The sequence below is a fragment of the Paraburkholderia franconis genome, from assembly GCF_009362735.1.
Lineage (GTDB): Bacteria > Pseudomonadota > Gammaproteobacteria > Burkholderiales > Burkholderiaceae > Paraburkholderia > Paraburkholderia franconis.
In genome coordinates this window covers 302,023-316,906 of the sequence record NZ_WHNP01000004.1, presented here as the reverse complement: position 1 = coordinate 316,906, position 14,884 = coordinate 302,023, and the positions used below count along the sequence as shown (strand labels likewise).

At 65.4% G+C, this 14,884-nt stretch carries 11 protein-coding genes and 1 pseudogene; 9 read left to right on the top strand and 3 right to left on the bottom strand.

From position 1 onward, the window contains the following. Positions 1-342 precede the first annotated feature (342 nt). Complete coding sequence (locus GCT13_RS06465) at positions 343-1,128, top strand: hypothetical protein (RefSeq protein ID WP_152756048.1); 786 nt, start codon at positions 343-345, stop codon at positions 1,126-1,128. A gap of 25 nt (positions 1,129-1,153) precedes the next feature. On the opposite strand, the gene GCT13_RS06460 is transcribed toward GCT13_RS06465, so the two are convergent. The 3 genes from GCT13_RS06460 to GCT13_RS06450 all read right to left on the bottom strand — a co-directional run bounded on the left by GCT13_RS06460 (position 1,154) and on the right by GCT13_RS06450 (position 5,702). Then, positions 1,154-4,057: a CHAT domain-containing protein gene (locus GCT13_RS06460; protein ID WP_193727586.1), complete on the bottom strand. Its 2,904-nt coding sequence runs from the start codon at positions 4,055-4,057 to the stop codon at positions 1,154-1,156. A gap of 61 nt (positions 4,058-4,118) precedes the next feature. Further along, a complete protein-coding gene (locus tag GCT13_RS06455; RefSeq protein ID WP_152756044.1) occupies positions 4,119-4,874 on the bottom strand; it encodes a glycoside hydrolase family protein in 756 nt (251 codons plus the stop codon). Positions 4,875-5,117: 243 nt separating this feature from the next. Then, the gene (locus GCT13_RS06450; protein WP_152756042.1) at positions 5,118-5,702 is read right to left on the bottom strand and encodes a hypothetical protein; all 585 of its coding nucleotides are present in this window, start codon (positions 5,700-5,702) and stop codon (positions 5,118-5,120) included. Positions 5,703-6,062: 360 nt separating this feature from the next. On the opposite strand from GCT13_RS06450, the gene GCT13_RS06445 reads away from it, so the two are divergent. From GCT13_RS06445 to GCT13_RS06410, 8 genes and pseudogenes are all read left to right on the top strand, one after another. Further along, positions 6,063-7,064 carry a toll/interleukin-1 receptor domain-containing protein gene (locus tag GCT13_RS06445; protein WP_152756039.1) on the top strand — a complete coding sequence of 334 codons (1,002 nt, stop codon included), beginning with the start codon at positions 6,063-6,065 and terminating at the stop codon, positions 7,062-7,064. Between the two features lie 377 nt (positions 7,065-7,441). Continuing rightward, positions 7,442-8,131, top strand: a complete 690-nt coding sequence (locus GCT13_RS06440; protein WP_152756037.1) for an NADPH-dependent FMN reductase — start codon at positions 7,442-7,444, stop codon at positions 8,129-8,131. A 400-nt stretch (positions 8,132-8,531) separates the two neighbouring features. Continuing rightward, a complete protein-coding gene (locus tag GCT13_RS06435; RefSeq protein WP_152756140.1) occupies positions 8,532-8,750 on the top strand; it encodes a transcriptional regulator in 219 nt (72 codons plus the stop codon). 138 nt (positions 8,751-8,888) lie between these two features. Beyond that, entirely contained in the window at positions 8,889-9,788 is a 900-nt protein-coding gene (locus tag GCT13_RS06430; RefSeq protein WP_152756035.1) for a ferritin family protein, read from the top strand. An 82-nt stretch (positions 9,789-9,870) separates the two neighbouring features. After that, positions 9,871-11,325 carry an indoleacetamide hydrolase gene (gene iaaH, locus GCT13_RS06425; protein WP_152756033.1) on the top strand — a complete coding sequence of 485 codons (1,455 nt, stop codon included), beginning with the start codon at positions 9,871-9,873 and terminating at the stop codon, positions 11,323-11,325. 15 nt (positions 11,326-11,340) lie between these two features. Continuing rightward, positions 11,341-12,090: a CDP-diacylglycerol diphosphatase gene (locus tag GCT13_RS06420; protein ID WP_152756031.1), complete on the top strand. Its 750-nt coding sequence runs from the start codon at positions 11,341-11,343 to the stop codon at positions 12,088-12,090. Positions 12,091-12,224: 134 nt separating this feature from the next. Beyond that, a complete protein-coding gene (locus tag GCT13_RS06415) occupies positions 12,225-13,214 on the top strand; it encodes a fatty acid desaturase (RefSeq protein ID WP_152756029.1) in 990 nt (329 codons plus the stop codon). Positions 13,215-13,641: 427 nt separating this feature from the next. Continuing rightward, positions 13,642-14,783, top strand: a pseudogene (locus GCT13_RS06410) (diguanylate cyclase domain-containing protein). The last annotated feature ends 101 nt before the right edge of the window (positions 14,784-14,884 follow it).

Sequence of the window (14,884 nt, the reverse complement as noted above, 5' to 3'; positions counted from 1 at the left end):
CCCGATGCGCGGTCTTGATGTGCCGTACATTCTTCGTTGTGGGTCCGTGGTCAGTGACGGCCCTCGGTGTACGCAATATAAATCGGTGCCCGATACGGGAACAATCCGAGGTTTGGATGGGCCGATAACAAAAGCGGATCGCATGGTGAACCGCGTGTTGGACCGTGTGTTGGACCGGTATCGAAGCAGAAAAAAACACCGCCCAATCGGCATCGATGACCTAACCTGATGAAACGTGTCGCCGCTGGCCGCATGCGCGACATACGCCTCATACGCCGCACGAGCCACATACGCCGCACGCGCCGAACCGTCGACCCGTCCCATCCGCCGAGGAGCATCGTCATGACCACTGCCACCGCCGAGCAGGCGACCGCCTTCGTGACGGGTGCCGTTCTGCCCGACCAGCGCCGGCGCGGCGCCGATCCCGGCACGTCGAACCTTCAGCCGCCGACGTTCGACGCGAGCAAGGACCAGGCGATCGTCGCGGGCTCGGGCGTGGTGTCGTTCAAGTCGGGCGTTCCGGCGAACCGGCGCCAGGCCGTCGCGGACTCGCTGTTGCTCGCGCAACTGATCCTCAAGCACCAAGGGGTTTCGCCCGACGACACGCAGAACTGGTATCGCGGCTATGGCGGCGTGCTGTCGAATCTCGGATGGCGCGTCGAAAGCTGCGAGATGACGGACTACGTATCGGGCGAGGCGGGACTCGACGTGCACGAAGCGATCATGGCCGTCGCGGCGCTGCTGCTCGGGCCGGGCGCCGTCGCTGCCGCGCCGCTGATCGAGGCGACGCTGAAGGCGCTGCGTTCGATGGATACGTCGACGCCGTGGATCACGCTCTTCAATCGCGAAAGCCGCCGCGCGAACACGGCGAGCTTCCAGATCGCGCTCGCCGAGCCGACTGAAGCGGGCGACCTCAGCGTATCGCTGATGGCGTTTTCGCTGGCGGCGAGCATGACGATCACGCAAGTGCTGTTCATCAAGGTGCAGAGCAACGAGGCGAACCTCAAGCGCTTCTCGACGACGGCGCAGATCAACCTGTCGGTGCTCGACGCCGTTCAGGCGACGCTGCAACAGAAGGTGGCGAGCTTCACGAGCAGCTATCTGAGCGCGTTGCCCGATCTGTCGTAACGGACGCGACGAACACGACGAGCGCTCACGCCGACGGCTGCGGCTGCGACGGCTGGTCCTCGTGCACCCATTGCCTGAGCATGTCGAGCAACTGCGAGACAGCCGCTTTCTCGCCGTCTGCGATAGCCGGCTGGTTCGCATACGGGTAGAGCACGAAATCGTATTGATCGAGCACGGAGCTCCAGTTGCTTCTCGACGGCACGCGCGTGTGCAGATCGACGAAATCCGCGCGGATCGCGTCAAGGCTCGCTTCGAGCTGCTTCGCCGCGAGGCTCTCGTAGATCCGCAGCTCCGTCATCGCCGAGATGTTCCAGAAGTCCGGTTCCCCATGCGCGCACTGCTCGAGCATGTGCCTCAGCCTGTCGACGGACGCGGCGTCGAACCCGTCCGCTGACGACGCGCCCATGCGCAGCAACAGTTCGGCCGCGAGCCGGTTGATCAGCGGATAGAACGTCGCGGCGTCGCCTTGCGCATCGCCGAGCTGCTCGGCCTCCCGATACAGCGCGAGCATCTTGCCGATCGCCGCCGACTCCGCTGCTTCGTCGCCCGCGATCCGCTCGACGAGCGCGATCCGCTTGTACGCCGCCGCGCAAATGCTCAAACGGTCGACCGTGCGCCGCACGTCGAGCAGCGACTGAAGCAGCGCGATGCTGTTTTCGACCTGGCTGCGCGCGGCGTCGATATCGGATGCGGATACGACGCTCTCGACACCCTGCGCCGCCTTCGCCTTCAGCGTGGTCCACGCGAGCCGCGCCTGCAGGTTCGCGAGCTGATCGGTCGCCGCGAACGTCGTGCGGCCGTCGCCCGCGCGCACGGCCCGCTCGTACCACTCGACCGCCTTCTCTTCGATCCGCCACGCGGCCCATGCCCTGCCGAACGCCTCCGCGACGTCGCCCTGCATGCCCCAGCGCGAGCCGAAACGCTCGTCGAGATAGCGCAGCCGGTCCGGCGAGCCCGACGCGTCGAAGCGCGCGCTCGTCTCCAGTTCTTCGAGCGCGAGGATCAACGACACAGACGATGCGATGCCCGAATAACGGTCCTCGGCCGTGCGCTCGCGCGCGCCCATGCTGCCCGATGCCGGTTCGAGCGTCCAGTTCGCGTCGCCGTAGCACTGGTACGCGGCCCACGTGTTGCCGCCGCACAGCCACGCCGCGTCGCGCGCGACAGCGACGGCATCCAGAAAGCGCTCGCCTTCGAGAATCTGCCGGTAGAAAGTGGTCGCGAACTGTTGCGCGGGCTCGTCGTCGACGGCCCAGCCCGACGCGATCACGCACTTCACGCCGATCCGGATCAGCGCCTCGGCGACATTCGCGGCATAACGCGGCCTGTCGTAGACGGGCACGTCCGCAGCCTTCAGCAGCTGATCGCCGCTGCGCGCGGCGAGATAGCAGCAGTTCACGAACACGAGTTCGGGCGTGCGCTGCAACATGCCGATCTCGCGCGGCCCGAGAAAGATGCCGTCGGACAGCACCACGCCGCGCAGACGGTCGTCGCCGGCATCGACCGGGCTTGCGTCGTCGGCGGGCGGCTCGCCGTGTCCCGAGATGTGCAGCACGCGCCAGTCGCGTTCGAGCAGCGTGCTGATGATGTTGCGCGCGTCCGGTCCACGCTCGCCGTCCGATGCGGCGACAAGCCCCGTCACGCGCGCCGCGCCGATCTTCTCGCGCAACAGGTTGGCGATCGCCTGCGCTTCCTGCCGCGCGCCCGGCAGCGCCGGATAGCGCGGGTCGTTGCAGTACGGCTCGCCGATCACGAGAACCTGCGCGTCGCGCGGCGCATCGTCGACGCGATGTCGAAAATCGCCGATGCGCAGCTTGCGCAGCAGCTTCGCGCGTATCGCCCACGGCCTTGGCGAATCGGCATTGCGCTGCAACGCGTTCGCGGACGTGTCGAGCATTTCCCACGGAATGCCCGCCGTGCCGCTGTCGACTTCGATCTGCATCTCCGATCCGCCCGCAAGAAACGGCCGCATCTCGCGCGGAACGATCAGCTGATAGAGCACCTGGCCGATATTCGCGTCGTCGTTGTCGGCGCTCGACGCCGCCTTCACGAGTTGCGCAAGCAGACGCCCTTGCGTCGCCGTCGCGCGGACTTCCGTGCGCGCGCGGCGCGTGTCGAGCGTGTACACGATGTTGGTGTCGCCCGACGCGTCGATCTGCGTGACGGCGCTGATCAGATCGTAGTCGGCGCCGCGATAGCTGCTGTCCAGAGGCCGCAGCAGCGCGCCCGTCGAAGGCAGGATGGTGTCGTCGATCTCGTAGCACTCGGGGCTCGCCTGTTCGAGCAGCTTCAGCGAGCGCCACGCTTCCGCCGAGCGGTCGAGGTACAGCTCGATCAGCCGCAGGTGCCGAACGCACGGCCAGTCGGTGCTCGCGAGCCGCAGGTTTGCGTCGCGCACCCCTTCGGCAACGAGCCGCGCCGCCTGGCCGGGCGCAATGCCCGTGCCGCCGCTGCCGATCAGCGTCGCCGCGAGCGAGAACGGCTCCGCGCATTGCTCCTCGTTCTCGGCCAGTCGCTGCGCCCACGCAATCACGCCGAGGCGCACGGTCGTCGCGAGGTCGCTCGCGCGAAGCTGTCCCTCGCTGCCGAGCCCGACGACGATCAGCCCCGCGGGCCGTGGCAGGCGGAACGGATGTGGCGAACGGAAGCCCGCGTTGACGAACACCTGCTGGCTGCCGAGATGCTGCGGATAGCGCCCGAGACGGATCGACGTGCTCAACGCGCCGCCGATCAGATCGTCGACGACGCGCTCAACGCCCGTCAGCGACGCATCGCGGTAGTGCCCGATCAGGAGCGGCTCCTGGATGAACTGCAGATTGCCGTTGATGACGCTGATCTTCAGCAGCCTGTCGTCGGCGGCAGCGGGCGCGCGCTCTTGCGGCAGCCCCGCGAGCACGTCCGGCGGCACGGCCCCTTCGATGTTTTGCACGCTTCGCTCCATCGGGCCCGTCGTTGCGCGAACCCGCCGCGGTTCGTCGACAGCGGGCGTGTCAGCTGCTCAATCCCTGTTCGAACAGCAGCGCCTCCAGCTCGCGGCGGCGCACGAGGCCCTGCATGTTCGGCTGGTTCTGCCACAGCCGCTTCATCGCGCGGAACTGCGCCGGGATGTCGGCGAGATTGCCGTTGGCGACGTCGGCTGCGATCGCGCGCATTTCGGTGTAGCGGTCGCCCGCGGCCGCGAACGACGCGCCACGGTTGTAGACGAGCGAGACCAGCGCACCGAGGCAATCGGGTTTCAACTGATCGGCTTTGGGCAGCGCGGCAATCGTCTGCGCAATCGTGCGTTGCAGCGTCACCTGCCTGAACACCGTGTTCGCCGCCGCGAACGGCACGTTCACCGACCTCACGTTCGCGAGCGCCTGTTGCGCGGCCGTGCCCTTGAGCCCGCATACGCGCGCGAGCAGCGCGATGTCGGCGGCGGCCAGTTGCGCGGCGTTCCAGTCGGCCGTCATCCGTTGGGCGTCCACGTAGCCCAGGTCATAGCCGACGCCGATCGTGCATCCCGATTGCCCTTGCGGCCAGACGGGATGCACGTAGAGCCGGTTGTACACGGCCTCGCTCGTGACCTCGAACGTGACGATCAGCTCGACGGCCCGGTCGGAAATCGCAGGCAATGCGGCGCGGCGCACGGGCAGCGTGACGGGATGCTCCTCGTCGTACGCCTGGCGCTCTTCGTTGCCTGCGGTGTCCGAGAGCAGATCGGGCGAGCTGAGGGTTTGCGCAAGCAGCGTGTCGAACGCATTCATGGCGAGGCTCCCGATGAGCGCGAAAATCCGGCGCGTGCGCGCAGCGCGTCTGCGCCTGGGCGATCGGCAGGCTTGCCCAGGCTTCAATGAGCATAGCAAAGCGGGCTGACTTGCCAAGGTGAGTTTGCGGATTTTGCGCGATGCCGAACAGAGCGCGGCGTGCGGGGTCTGGTAGCGCGTCCGAAGTTGGCTTTTCACCCGCCGTTTAGGGCGATCATTGCGCGCGGAAACGAAGCTCGTGCGTCATGCTCCCGGCCCAGGTGCAAGCGCACGGATATCGATGATGCGCACTTCGCCGTGAGCCGCCCGCACGGCGCTAGCCAGATGCGCGGTGCCGCCCGGCCCGTCGCCGGGCTGACCGTCCCACACGCACACGAACGCGAACGCTCGCGCGCCGAACCGCCTCGCTTCCGACAGCATCAGCAGATTGTTGCGCGTGAACGGATCGGCGCCCGGCGGCAGCGGACCCAGCACGTCGTCGGCAACGATGCAGGTCGCCGCCTCCGTGACGCGTCGATAAAGCTCGACCCATCGCTCGCCGCCGATCGCAACGGAGCGCTCGATGAACGCTCGCTCGTCGAAAGGCAGATGAATGCGCAACGTCATATGCCGTTCGAGCGCCGCGACGGCGAACAGCAGATCGCTTCCGCAAGCGGCGCCGCACAGTCCGATATCCGCGCCGCCGGCGCGTATCGCGTCCAGCTCGTCGCCGATCGCCTGCGCGACGCGCGGCGCGAGTCTCTCCGGAAAGCGCTCGATGGGCCGCCCCGGCGCATCGATCATGTGGCCGGAGAAAAGCACGACCTGGTCTGCCACGTCGGCCGTCATCCGATTCGATCTCCAGGAACCGCGCGCATTCGATATGGCCTTGCGCGAACGCCTCGCAGAAGCATTCGTTCACGCGCAACGCGGCATCGGACGCATCGGACGCATCGGCCGCATCGGCCGCATCGAACGCATTGAACGCATTGAACACAACGGACATATCCAACGCCATGCGCGCATCGGCCGGAAAGCCTTATCCGCTTTGCGCGGCGCGGTCGGTTGGCTGCCGCACATAACGTCCGCATTGCGGGCGGGGATGCCCGCTTGCATTCCTGACACGACACGCATCGCTCTGCTTTAATGAAAAGGCTTTGAATTGCAGGTTCGGCTCGCCGTTCAACCCGTTGAGGGAGGAATCGTTCGATGCGGCCCATTTTCATCAGTTATAGGCGCGAAGACTCGGAAGGCCAGGCGGGGCGTCTGTTCGAATCGTTGCGCGAAGTGTTCGGCGAGCAGATGGTGTTCATGGACGTCGCGACGATCGAACCGGGCGCCGATTTCCGGCGCGCGATCGAGACGAATATCGACCAGTGCGGCGTCGTGCTCTCGCTGATCGGACGCACGTGGCTCACCGTTACCGGCAAGGACGGCAAGCGGCGGCTCGACAATCCGAACGACTTCGTGCGGCTCGAAACGTCGTCGGCGCTCAAGCGCGGCGTGACGCTGATCCCCGTGCTCGTGCAAGGCGCGACGATGCCGCAGGAAGCCGACCTGCCCGACGACATCAAGGATCTCGCCTATCGCAATTCGATCGAGCTGACGCACGCGAGATGGGACAGCGACGTGCAACTGCTGATCAACGCATTGCGCGGGCATGCGGGCGCAGAGAAGGACACGACGCCTGCCGCGCCGCCTGCTCCCGAAAAGCCGGTTGAGACGAAGCGGCGCACGCGGCTGCTGCCGATCGTCGGCGCGCTGGCCGCCGTGGGACTGACGGGCGCCGTGCTGCTCAAGATGTCGGGTTCCAGCCAGCACGCGCCCGCCGTCGAGGACGCGCTCGCATCGCCGGCTTCCGTTGCCGTCGATCGTCCCGCCGCGAGTGGCGTCATATCGAGGGTCGAGCTGCAACGGCGCGCGCATCTGCGCGGCGCGTGCATCAAGGGCTACGTGTGGCGACAGGCGCGGCCCGGCGACCGCATCTGCGTGACGCCCGATACGCAGGCGCGCGTCTACGCTGAAAACAGGGCCGCCGCCGACAACCGCTCGCCGACAGGCGGCGCATACGGGCCGAACACCTGCAAGAACGGCTTCGTATGGCGCGAGGCGTTTCAGGGAGACGACGTGTGCGTCACGCCCGACGCGCGCGAGCAAACGGCGCAGGACAACTCGCTCGCCGTGCAGCGGATCGTGCCGATGCCGCAATAGGCCTGTCCGTTGCCTGCCCTTTGCGCTGCCGCACGCATTGATCGCACATCGCGCGCATTCGAAAGCGCGCAAAAAAAATGCCCCGGTCCGTTTCGAGCCGGGGCCAATCCCATGTCAAGGAGTTTTCATGGAGGAGACGGGCCCATCATAACGCCCGTCCCCGTGTCCGCCAACGAAGCCTTTCGCACAAGCATTCCACCCGGCGGGGCGCGGCCAAAAACCCTTTCCCCGTTATATCGTTAGAACAAAAAGTCGTTTCGCGCTGCTACCATCGGTCACTAAGATGGCAGTTCAGGTTCACGCGCCGTTCGCATGGAAAACACGTCAGTTGTCGACCGTGCATCCGGCCAGCCGTCACAGCAGCAAGGAGCATCCAGTTGACCCGTTTCGATCAGAACCGCCGCCCGCTCGTGATCGGCATCGGCGGCACCACGCGCGCCGCGTCGTCCACCGAGCGCGCGCTCGGATTCGCACTGCGCGGCGCGGAGCAGGCCGGCGCGCGCACGCGCCTCTTCGGCGGCACGTTCCTGCATAGCCTGCCGCACTATGCGCCCGAAAGCACGCATCGCACCGACGAACAGCTCGAGCTCATCGAGGCCGTCCGTCACGCCGATGCCCTCGTCATCGCGACGCCCGGCTATCACGGCGGCGTGTCGGGTCTCGTGAAGAACGCGCTCGATACGCTCGAAGAATTGCGCGGCGAAGCGCGGCCCTATCTCGACGGCCGTGCAGTCGGCTGCATCGTCACCGCGTATGGATGGCAGGCGGCGGGCTCGGTGCTGACGTCGCTGCGCTCGATCGTGCACGCGCTGCGCGGCTGGCCGACGCCGTTCGGCGCGGGCATCAATACGCTCGAAACACGCTTCGATACGGCCGATACGTGCTCCGATCCGAAGGTCGTCGAACAGCTGTCGATGGTCGGCCAGCAGGCCGCGCAATTCGCGCTCGCGTTCCGCTCGCACTCGCAACACTTGCAGCACGCGAGCGCCGCATCGCATCTGGCCGCCGCGACGCCGGACCCCGCCGACGAAACGCACACCCGCAAGGCGCTCGCACTCGCGAACTGACACGAGTGCCGACCGACGCCGTCGCAAAGTAGCGCGATGCGGCGGCGCATCGCATTCACACATGCGCGCCATGCACTTCGGTCTGCCCCATCGCCAGGCTGACAGCGTGCGGCCCTGTTGACGCACGCGCGCTGCGTGCGCTCGCCAACACACCTGGGCCCGCCATCGTGGCCCAAACAACAGACACGGCCCCCTCGCCGCCCGATGATCGCGACAACGCACGCGATAACGCCACATCCAGATCTTCGAAGACCGTTCCCGGCCACCCGTGATTTGCTTGCGACGAAAGATTGGTTCACGCGCTACACGGCACAGCCTACGCTAGTCCCTGCCCGCTTCACTCGACTGATCGCCGCGCTGCGCGCAATCCGCCGCGGGGAGGCGATCGAACATGAAACCGATGAACCGACACATCCGCTACAAAGGCTATGAAGTAGCCCCCGCTGCGCAGCGCCTGCCCAACGGGCTCTTCGCAGCGAATCTCACGATCGAAAAGGCCACGGCCGCCAACGACGGACACGCGTATTCGTTCGACGCGCTCGACTACTTCTTCGACGAAGAACACGCGCTCGCGTATGCGTTTCGCTGGGGGCGCCTGTGGGTCGACAGTCAGCAGTGAGCGCAATACTGCATTGCAATTTTTCACGCCGCGCAGCGCGAAAATGCGTGCGGCACTACGGTAAGCGCCCGCTCCACGCCACAGATTGACGGGGTATGACAGAATAGGCGGAATAACTCGCCAAAGTATTCGCCTGTCATGTCCGACACCCTGATAACAGAAGCCGATCACGATCGCGCGCTGCGTCACTGGACGTTCCACGGACACGCGCGCATGCCCATCGGCTCCGAAGAACACAAGCAGATGTTCTGCCGGATGCTGCTGGAAACTCACAACCCGTACAAGCCAGCCGTCATCGACTGGCCGCCATTGCCCGCCGACGCGCTCAAGCGCATCACGTCGCTGCCCATCTGGGACATCGCCGTGCAGACGGAAGGCCGCGCGTCGATCCGGGTCGCCACATATGCGGCCCAGGTGCAAGACCCTTTGGTGCGCGAAGCAATCGAAATGGACGCGGCCGAAGAGGCGCGCCACAAGCACGTTTTGTCCCGGCTCGTCGCCGCGTACGGCATCAAGCTCGCGCCCGAGCCCCATTACCCCGCGCCGCGCGACGCCGAATGGGCGTGGATGTTCACCGGCTACAGCGAGTGCATCGACAGCTTCTTCGCGTTCGGGCTGTTTCGCTCCGCGCAGCTGTCGGGCTATTTCCCGGCAGAACTGGTCGAAACATTCGAGCCCGTGATCCAGGAAGAAGCGCGCCACATTCTTTTTTTCGTCAACTGGGTCGCGTGGTATCGGCGCACGATGCCGTGGTGGCGGCGTCCGTGGCATGCGTTGCGTGTCGGCGCAATCTGGATCAAGCTGATCTGGGACCGCGTCGCGATCGCGAAGGGCATCGATGCCGACGGCGTCGCGCACGACTCGAACTTTCTGGCTGCCAATAGTTCGACGATCGGCCAGGCGCTCTCGGCGCGTCAGCTGATCGAACTCTGCCTTCAGGAAAACGACCAACGAATGAGCGGCTACGACACACGGCTCGTTCGTCCGACGCTCGTTCCGAGGCTCGCGCGCCTCGCGCTGCTGTTCACGCGCAAGTAAGCGTGCCGCGCGCTCGGGCACGGGCGCATTCACGACACGTCGCGCGGCGCAACGCGCCGTCGAACCGAGGGGGACACACTACATGCGATGGACCGTCGATGAACAACTCGCGCTGACGGCAACGCAAGCCGTCGCCGCCATCCAGTCGGGCCGGCTCAATGCAACCGATTACGTCGCGACGCTGCTCGCGCGCGCCGCCGCGCTCGCGACGCTCAACGCGTTCACGGCGCTCGACATGGAAGGCGCGCTGGCCGCCGCGAAGCGCATCGACGCATTGACGCCCGACGAGAAAGCCCGCCTTCCGCTCGCCGGGCTGCCCGTCGTCATCAAGGACAACATCAACACGGCGGGGCTGCTGACTTCAGCCGGCACGCCCGCGCTCGACGGCTTCAAGCCGAAGACCGACGCGCCTTCCGTGCGCAAGCTCGTCGATGCGGGCGCGATCGTGCTCGGCAAGACCAACATGCACGAACTCGCGTTCGGCATCACCAGCACGAATCTGGCCTCGCACGCAGGCCCGGTGCGCAACCCGTACGACCCGTCGCTGATCGCGGGCGGCTCGTCGGGCGGCACGGCCGTTGCCGTTGCCGCGCGCATGTCGACGGCGGGGCTCGGCAGCGATACGGGCGGCTCGACGCGCATTCCCGCCGCGCTTACGGGCATCGCCGGCTTTCGCCCGTCCGTCGGCAATGGCGGCGGCGAGCGCCGCTATCACGATCCGCAAGCCGTGGTTCCCATCAGCCATACGCGCGATACCGTCGGGCCGATGGCGCGCACCGTCGCGGACGTCGCACTGCTCGACGGCGTGATCACGGGCGACACGGCCTTGCCCGACGTGCAGCTGTCGGCGCTGCGCATCGGCTTGCCTTCGCCGCTGTGGGCCGATCTGGAACACGCGACGGAAGACGCCGCGCGCGCCGCGCTCAAGAAGCTCGAAGCGGCGGGTGTCACGTTCGTGCCCGTCCACATGCCGGAGTTGCTGCACCTGAATGACCAGACAGGCGGCCCGGTTGCGATTCACGAAGCGTTCGACGACGTGCGCGAGTATCTCGTCGCGAACGATGCGCCCGTCAAGACCATCGCCCAAGTCGCGGCGCACATCGCGAGCCCCGATGTGCGTGACGTGTACGACGTGGTGATGGCGCATGCGCTCGCGCAGCAGTATCACGACGCCATGTCTCTCTGGCGTCCGCGATTGCAGCAGCATTACGCGGACACGTTCGCTTCCGGGCGCCTCGACGCACTGATCTTCCCGACCACGCGGCTCGTCGCGGCGCCGCTCGACGAAGTGAACGGCTCGTCCGTCGTGTCGATCGACGGCGCCCCTGCCATCGACGAAATGACCGCCTACTTGCGCAATACCGATCCCGCGAGCAACGCGGGCATTCCGGGCCTGTCGCTGCCTGCGGGCCTGACGCGCGACGGCTTGCCCGTGGGCATCGAAATCGATGGGCCGCTCGGCAGCGACCGGCGGCTGCTCGCGATCGGCATCGCATTCGAGGCGGTGCTCGGCGCGGTTCCGGCGCCCACCATCTGACATCCACACGCTGCAATGATCCGACCACGTCTTCGACACCTGGCCGCGCTGGCCGTCGCGCTTTGCACATCGGGCTGCGCGATCATCGCGGCCGCCGACCCCAATGCGCTCTGGTCGATCGTCAACCGTCAATGCGTACCTGCTGCGCGCGCGTCCGGCAGCCCCGGCTTCTGCACGACCGTCGATCTCTCGAAACGCTATGCGATCCTGAAGGACATCAACGGCAACACGCAATATCTGCTGATTCCGACGGACCGCGTGATGGGTATCGAAAGCCCGAGCGTGCTCGACACCCATGCGCCCGAGTATTGGGCCGATGCGTGGAATGCGCGGCAGTATGTCGGCTCGCGCATCGGCCTGACGTTCCCGCCCAATCAGCTCGGACTCGAAATCAACTCGAAGTACCGCCGCACGCAGCAGCAGTTGCATATCCATATGGACTGCATGCACGACGGCATCATCAAGGACCTCGCGCGCTACCGCACGGCGGAGCCGGGCAAATGGCAATGGACGACGCTCGACGGCAACCGGTATCGCGTGATGCGCGTCCTCTCGCTGACGGGCGACAGCGACCCGTTTCGCATCGTCGCGCGCGACCGTCAAGGCAGCGATGCGATGGCGCAGCAGACCATCCTCGTGACGGGCGCGGGCCCATCGGATAACGACGGCTGGCTCGTCGTGAATAGCGGGCTCGAACTCGACGATGGCAGCGGTACGGCGGAAGGATTGCTCGATCATTCCTGTGAGATCGGCATGCATCAGTGAAGGCGATCCCGTTTCGCGCAGACGCAGGCAGTTCGCTTAACCCGCTTTCCTCAAAAGCTTAGCCAAACAAATTGGTTCGGCCGCTGCGTGCCCGCCATTAGGATCGTACCGACTGCAAAACGACCGATCCTCCGATGGCCATTTATCTCGACGATACGCAACGTCTGGCGCTGTCCCATCACCGCACGCGCTTCACGTGGCGCACCGAATGGCCGACGTGGCTCCTGATCGGCGCAATCTACGGCGGTTGGTTTTTCATCGCGAGCCATGCGCAGACGCTCGGGCTGGCCGTTTCGCTCCCGCTGCTCGCGCTGTTCAGCGCGTGGTACATGTCGCTACAGCACGAACTGCTGCACGGTCATCCGACGCGCTCGGCGCTCATTAACGGCCTGATCGGCTTTGCACCGCTCGCCGTATGGTTTCCGTATGCCGTCTATCGCGATCTGCATTTGCAGCATCACGACGACGCGCATCTGACGCATCCCGAGATCGATCCCGAGACGTTTTTCGTGAGCCTCGAAACGTGGCGACAGGCGGGTACGCTGACGCGCGCGCTGCTCGTCGCGCGCAATACGTTCGCGGGACGTCTTGTGCTCGGCCCCGCGTTCTCGATTGCGGCGACGGCGACGCAGGGTCTGCGCAAACCTTTGCGCGGCGACTGGTCCGATGTGCCCGCCTGGCTCGCGCATTTTTTCGCGCTCGCCGTGCTGATCATCTGGCTCGATCGCGCGTGCGGGATTGCGCCGTGGCTCTTCATTGCGGGCGTCGGCTATCCGGCGCTTGCGCTGAGTTCGGTGCGCTCGTTCCATGAACATCGCGCCGCGGCTTCGCACGAGGAACGCTCGGTCATCAATGAAGCCGGATGGTTCTGGCGGCTGCTGTTTCTGAACAACAACTACCATCTGGTTCATCACGACTTGCCGCATGTCCCCTGGTTTGCGCTTCGGGACGTCTATGAAAAATCCCGCCGGCAATACATGGAACGCTCAGGAGGCTTTCTGGTAAAGGGCTATGGCGAATGGGCACGGCTCTACTCGTTCATTCCCGTTACTCATCCGGCGCACGCTGATCGTTGCGACTTCATCGGGGTTGAATCCGCCTGCATCCGCCGAATTTGCGGGTAAATTGCGGGTAGAACTGAGAGACGGTTGGTCTGCACTCCGTCATGAAGTTCAAGTGCCCGCTACCGTCGAACATCAGGCCACACGACAAACACTATAAGATTCGTGGCCGCGACTCGATGTATTCTCCGTGCCGGTCGCTCGTTCGCAGACGTTGAATCTGGCTTGTCGCCCTAAAGTTGTCGCCCTAAAGTTGTCGCCCTAAAGTTGTCGCCCTAAAGTTGCCGCCCTAAAGTTGCCGCCCGCATGCGCCGATAACCGGTCATGTGGTGCCAATCGCTTCACTCGCGGGATGGCGATCCCACTGTCGAGTTGAAGCTGACGGACATCCGATACGTGCCGCGGAGACCTCGATCCATGCCCTTTTCGCGTTCCCGGTCACCGCATGGGGCGACAAATAATCGTCGCGAGGCAATTCGCAGGTGCTCAAGTGACGAATCCACTCAAATCGTTCAGTTTGCCGCAAGGCAAGCTTGCTTGCTGGCTGCTGCACCCCGGCAGAGACACCCCGCAAGAGATCCGGACAGCGCTTGTCTATACGCTGTTCGGCACGCTGCCGATTTTCCTGGGTGGCGTACTCAATACGATAGCCGTTGCCTGGGTGCTCGAATACCGCCATCCGAGCGCACTATTCCGGCTCTGGCTGATCTCGGAGATCATCGTCTGCGTGGCCCCCGGCTGTTCGTGCTCGTGCTGGCGCACCGGCGAGCGCAACAGGGCAACTCCACGCCGACTGACCTTTATATTCTTCTGGCGCCCCTATGGGGAGCGACGGTCGGCTATGGCGCGTTCATCAGCTCGATAAGTGGCGACTGGGTGGCTGCGACGCTCTCCTTTCTTTCGGCGGCGGCGATGGTCGGCGGAATCTGCTTCCGGAACTTCGCAGCGCCGCGTCTCGTCGCCATCATGATCTTTCTGTCGCTCGGCCCATGCTGCATTGGCGCGGTGCTGTCGGGCGAACCCGTGCTGCTGCTGACGCTGGTTCAGATTCCGTTTTATCTGTTCGCGATGAGCGTCGCCGCCAGAAAGCTCAACGCGATGCTCATTACCACCATGGAGGCGGAGCGCGAGAACGATCGCCGCGCGCGCCACGACGGCCTGACGGGACTGCTCAACCGCGCCGGCCTCTTCCATGCGACGACCTGTGAACTCGACAGATCCGCTCGTATCGGGACCGGCGTGCCACTTTTCTACATCGACCTGGACGGATTCAAGGCCGTCAACGATGCGCATGGACACGAGTTCGGCGACAAGCTGCTGGTGCAGGTCGCGGCGAGACTGCGCCAGCTCGCCGGGCCGGACGCCCTCGTTGCGCGTATGGGCGGCGACGAGTTTGTGATCGTCGGCCAGGTACCGGGTGCAGCAGAGCCGAACACCTTTGCGGACAGTGTCATCGCCGAGATCGAGAGGCCGTTCCATCTGGCAGACGAGGTGGTAGTCGAAATCGGCGCCAGCATCGGTATTGCACCCGTGACTGGCGTGGGGAACGGGATCGACAAGGTGCTGGGGTCGGCGGACGTCGCGATGTATGAGGCCAAACGCCACAAGAAGAAGAGCGCGGTCGCCGCTTGAAGCGGTTTAACGCGCGAAGATCCGCGTTCCGGGCGAGACGGTTAAATCAATGTGCGTGTGACCGTGCAAGCGAGCCGGCTGCGGCAAAAAGTGTCCGCGCG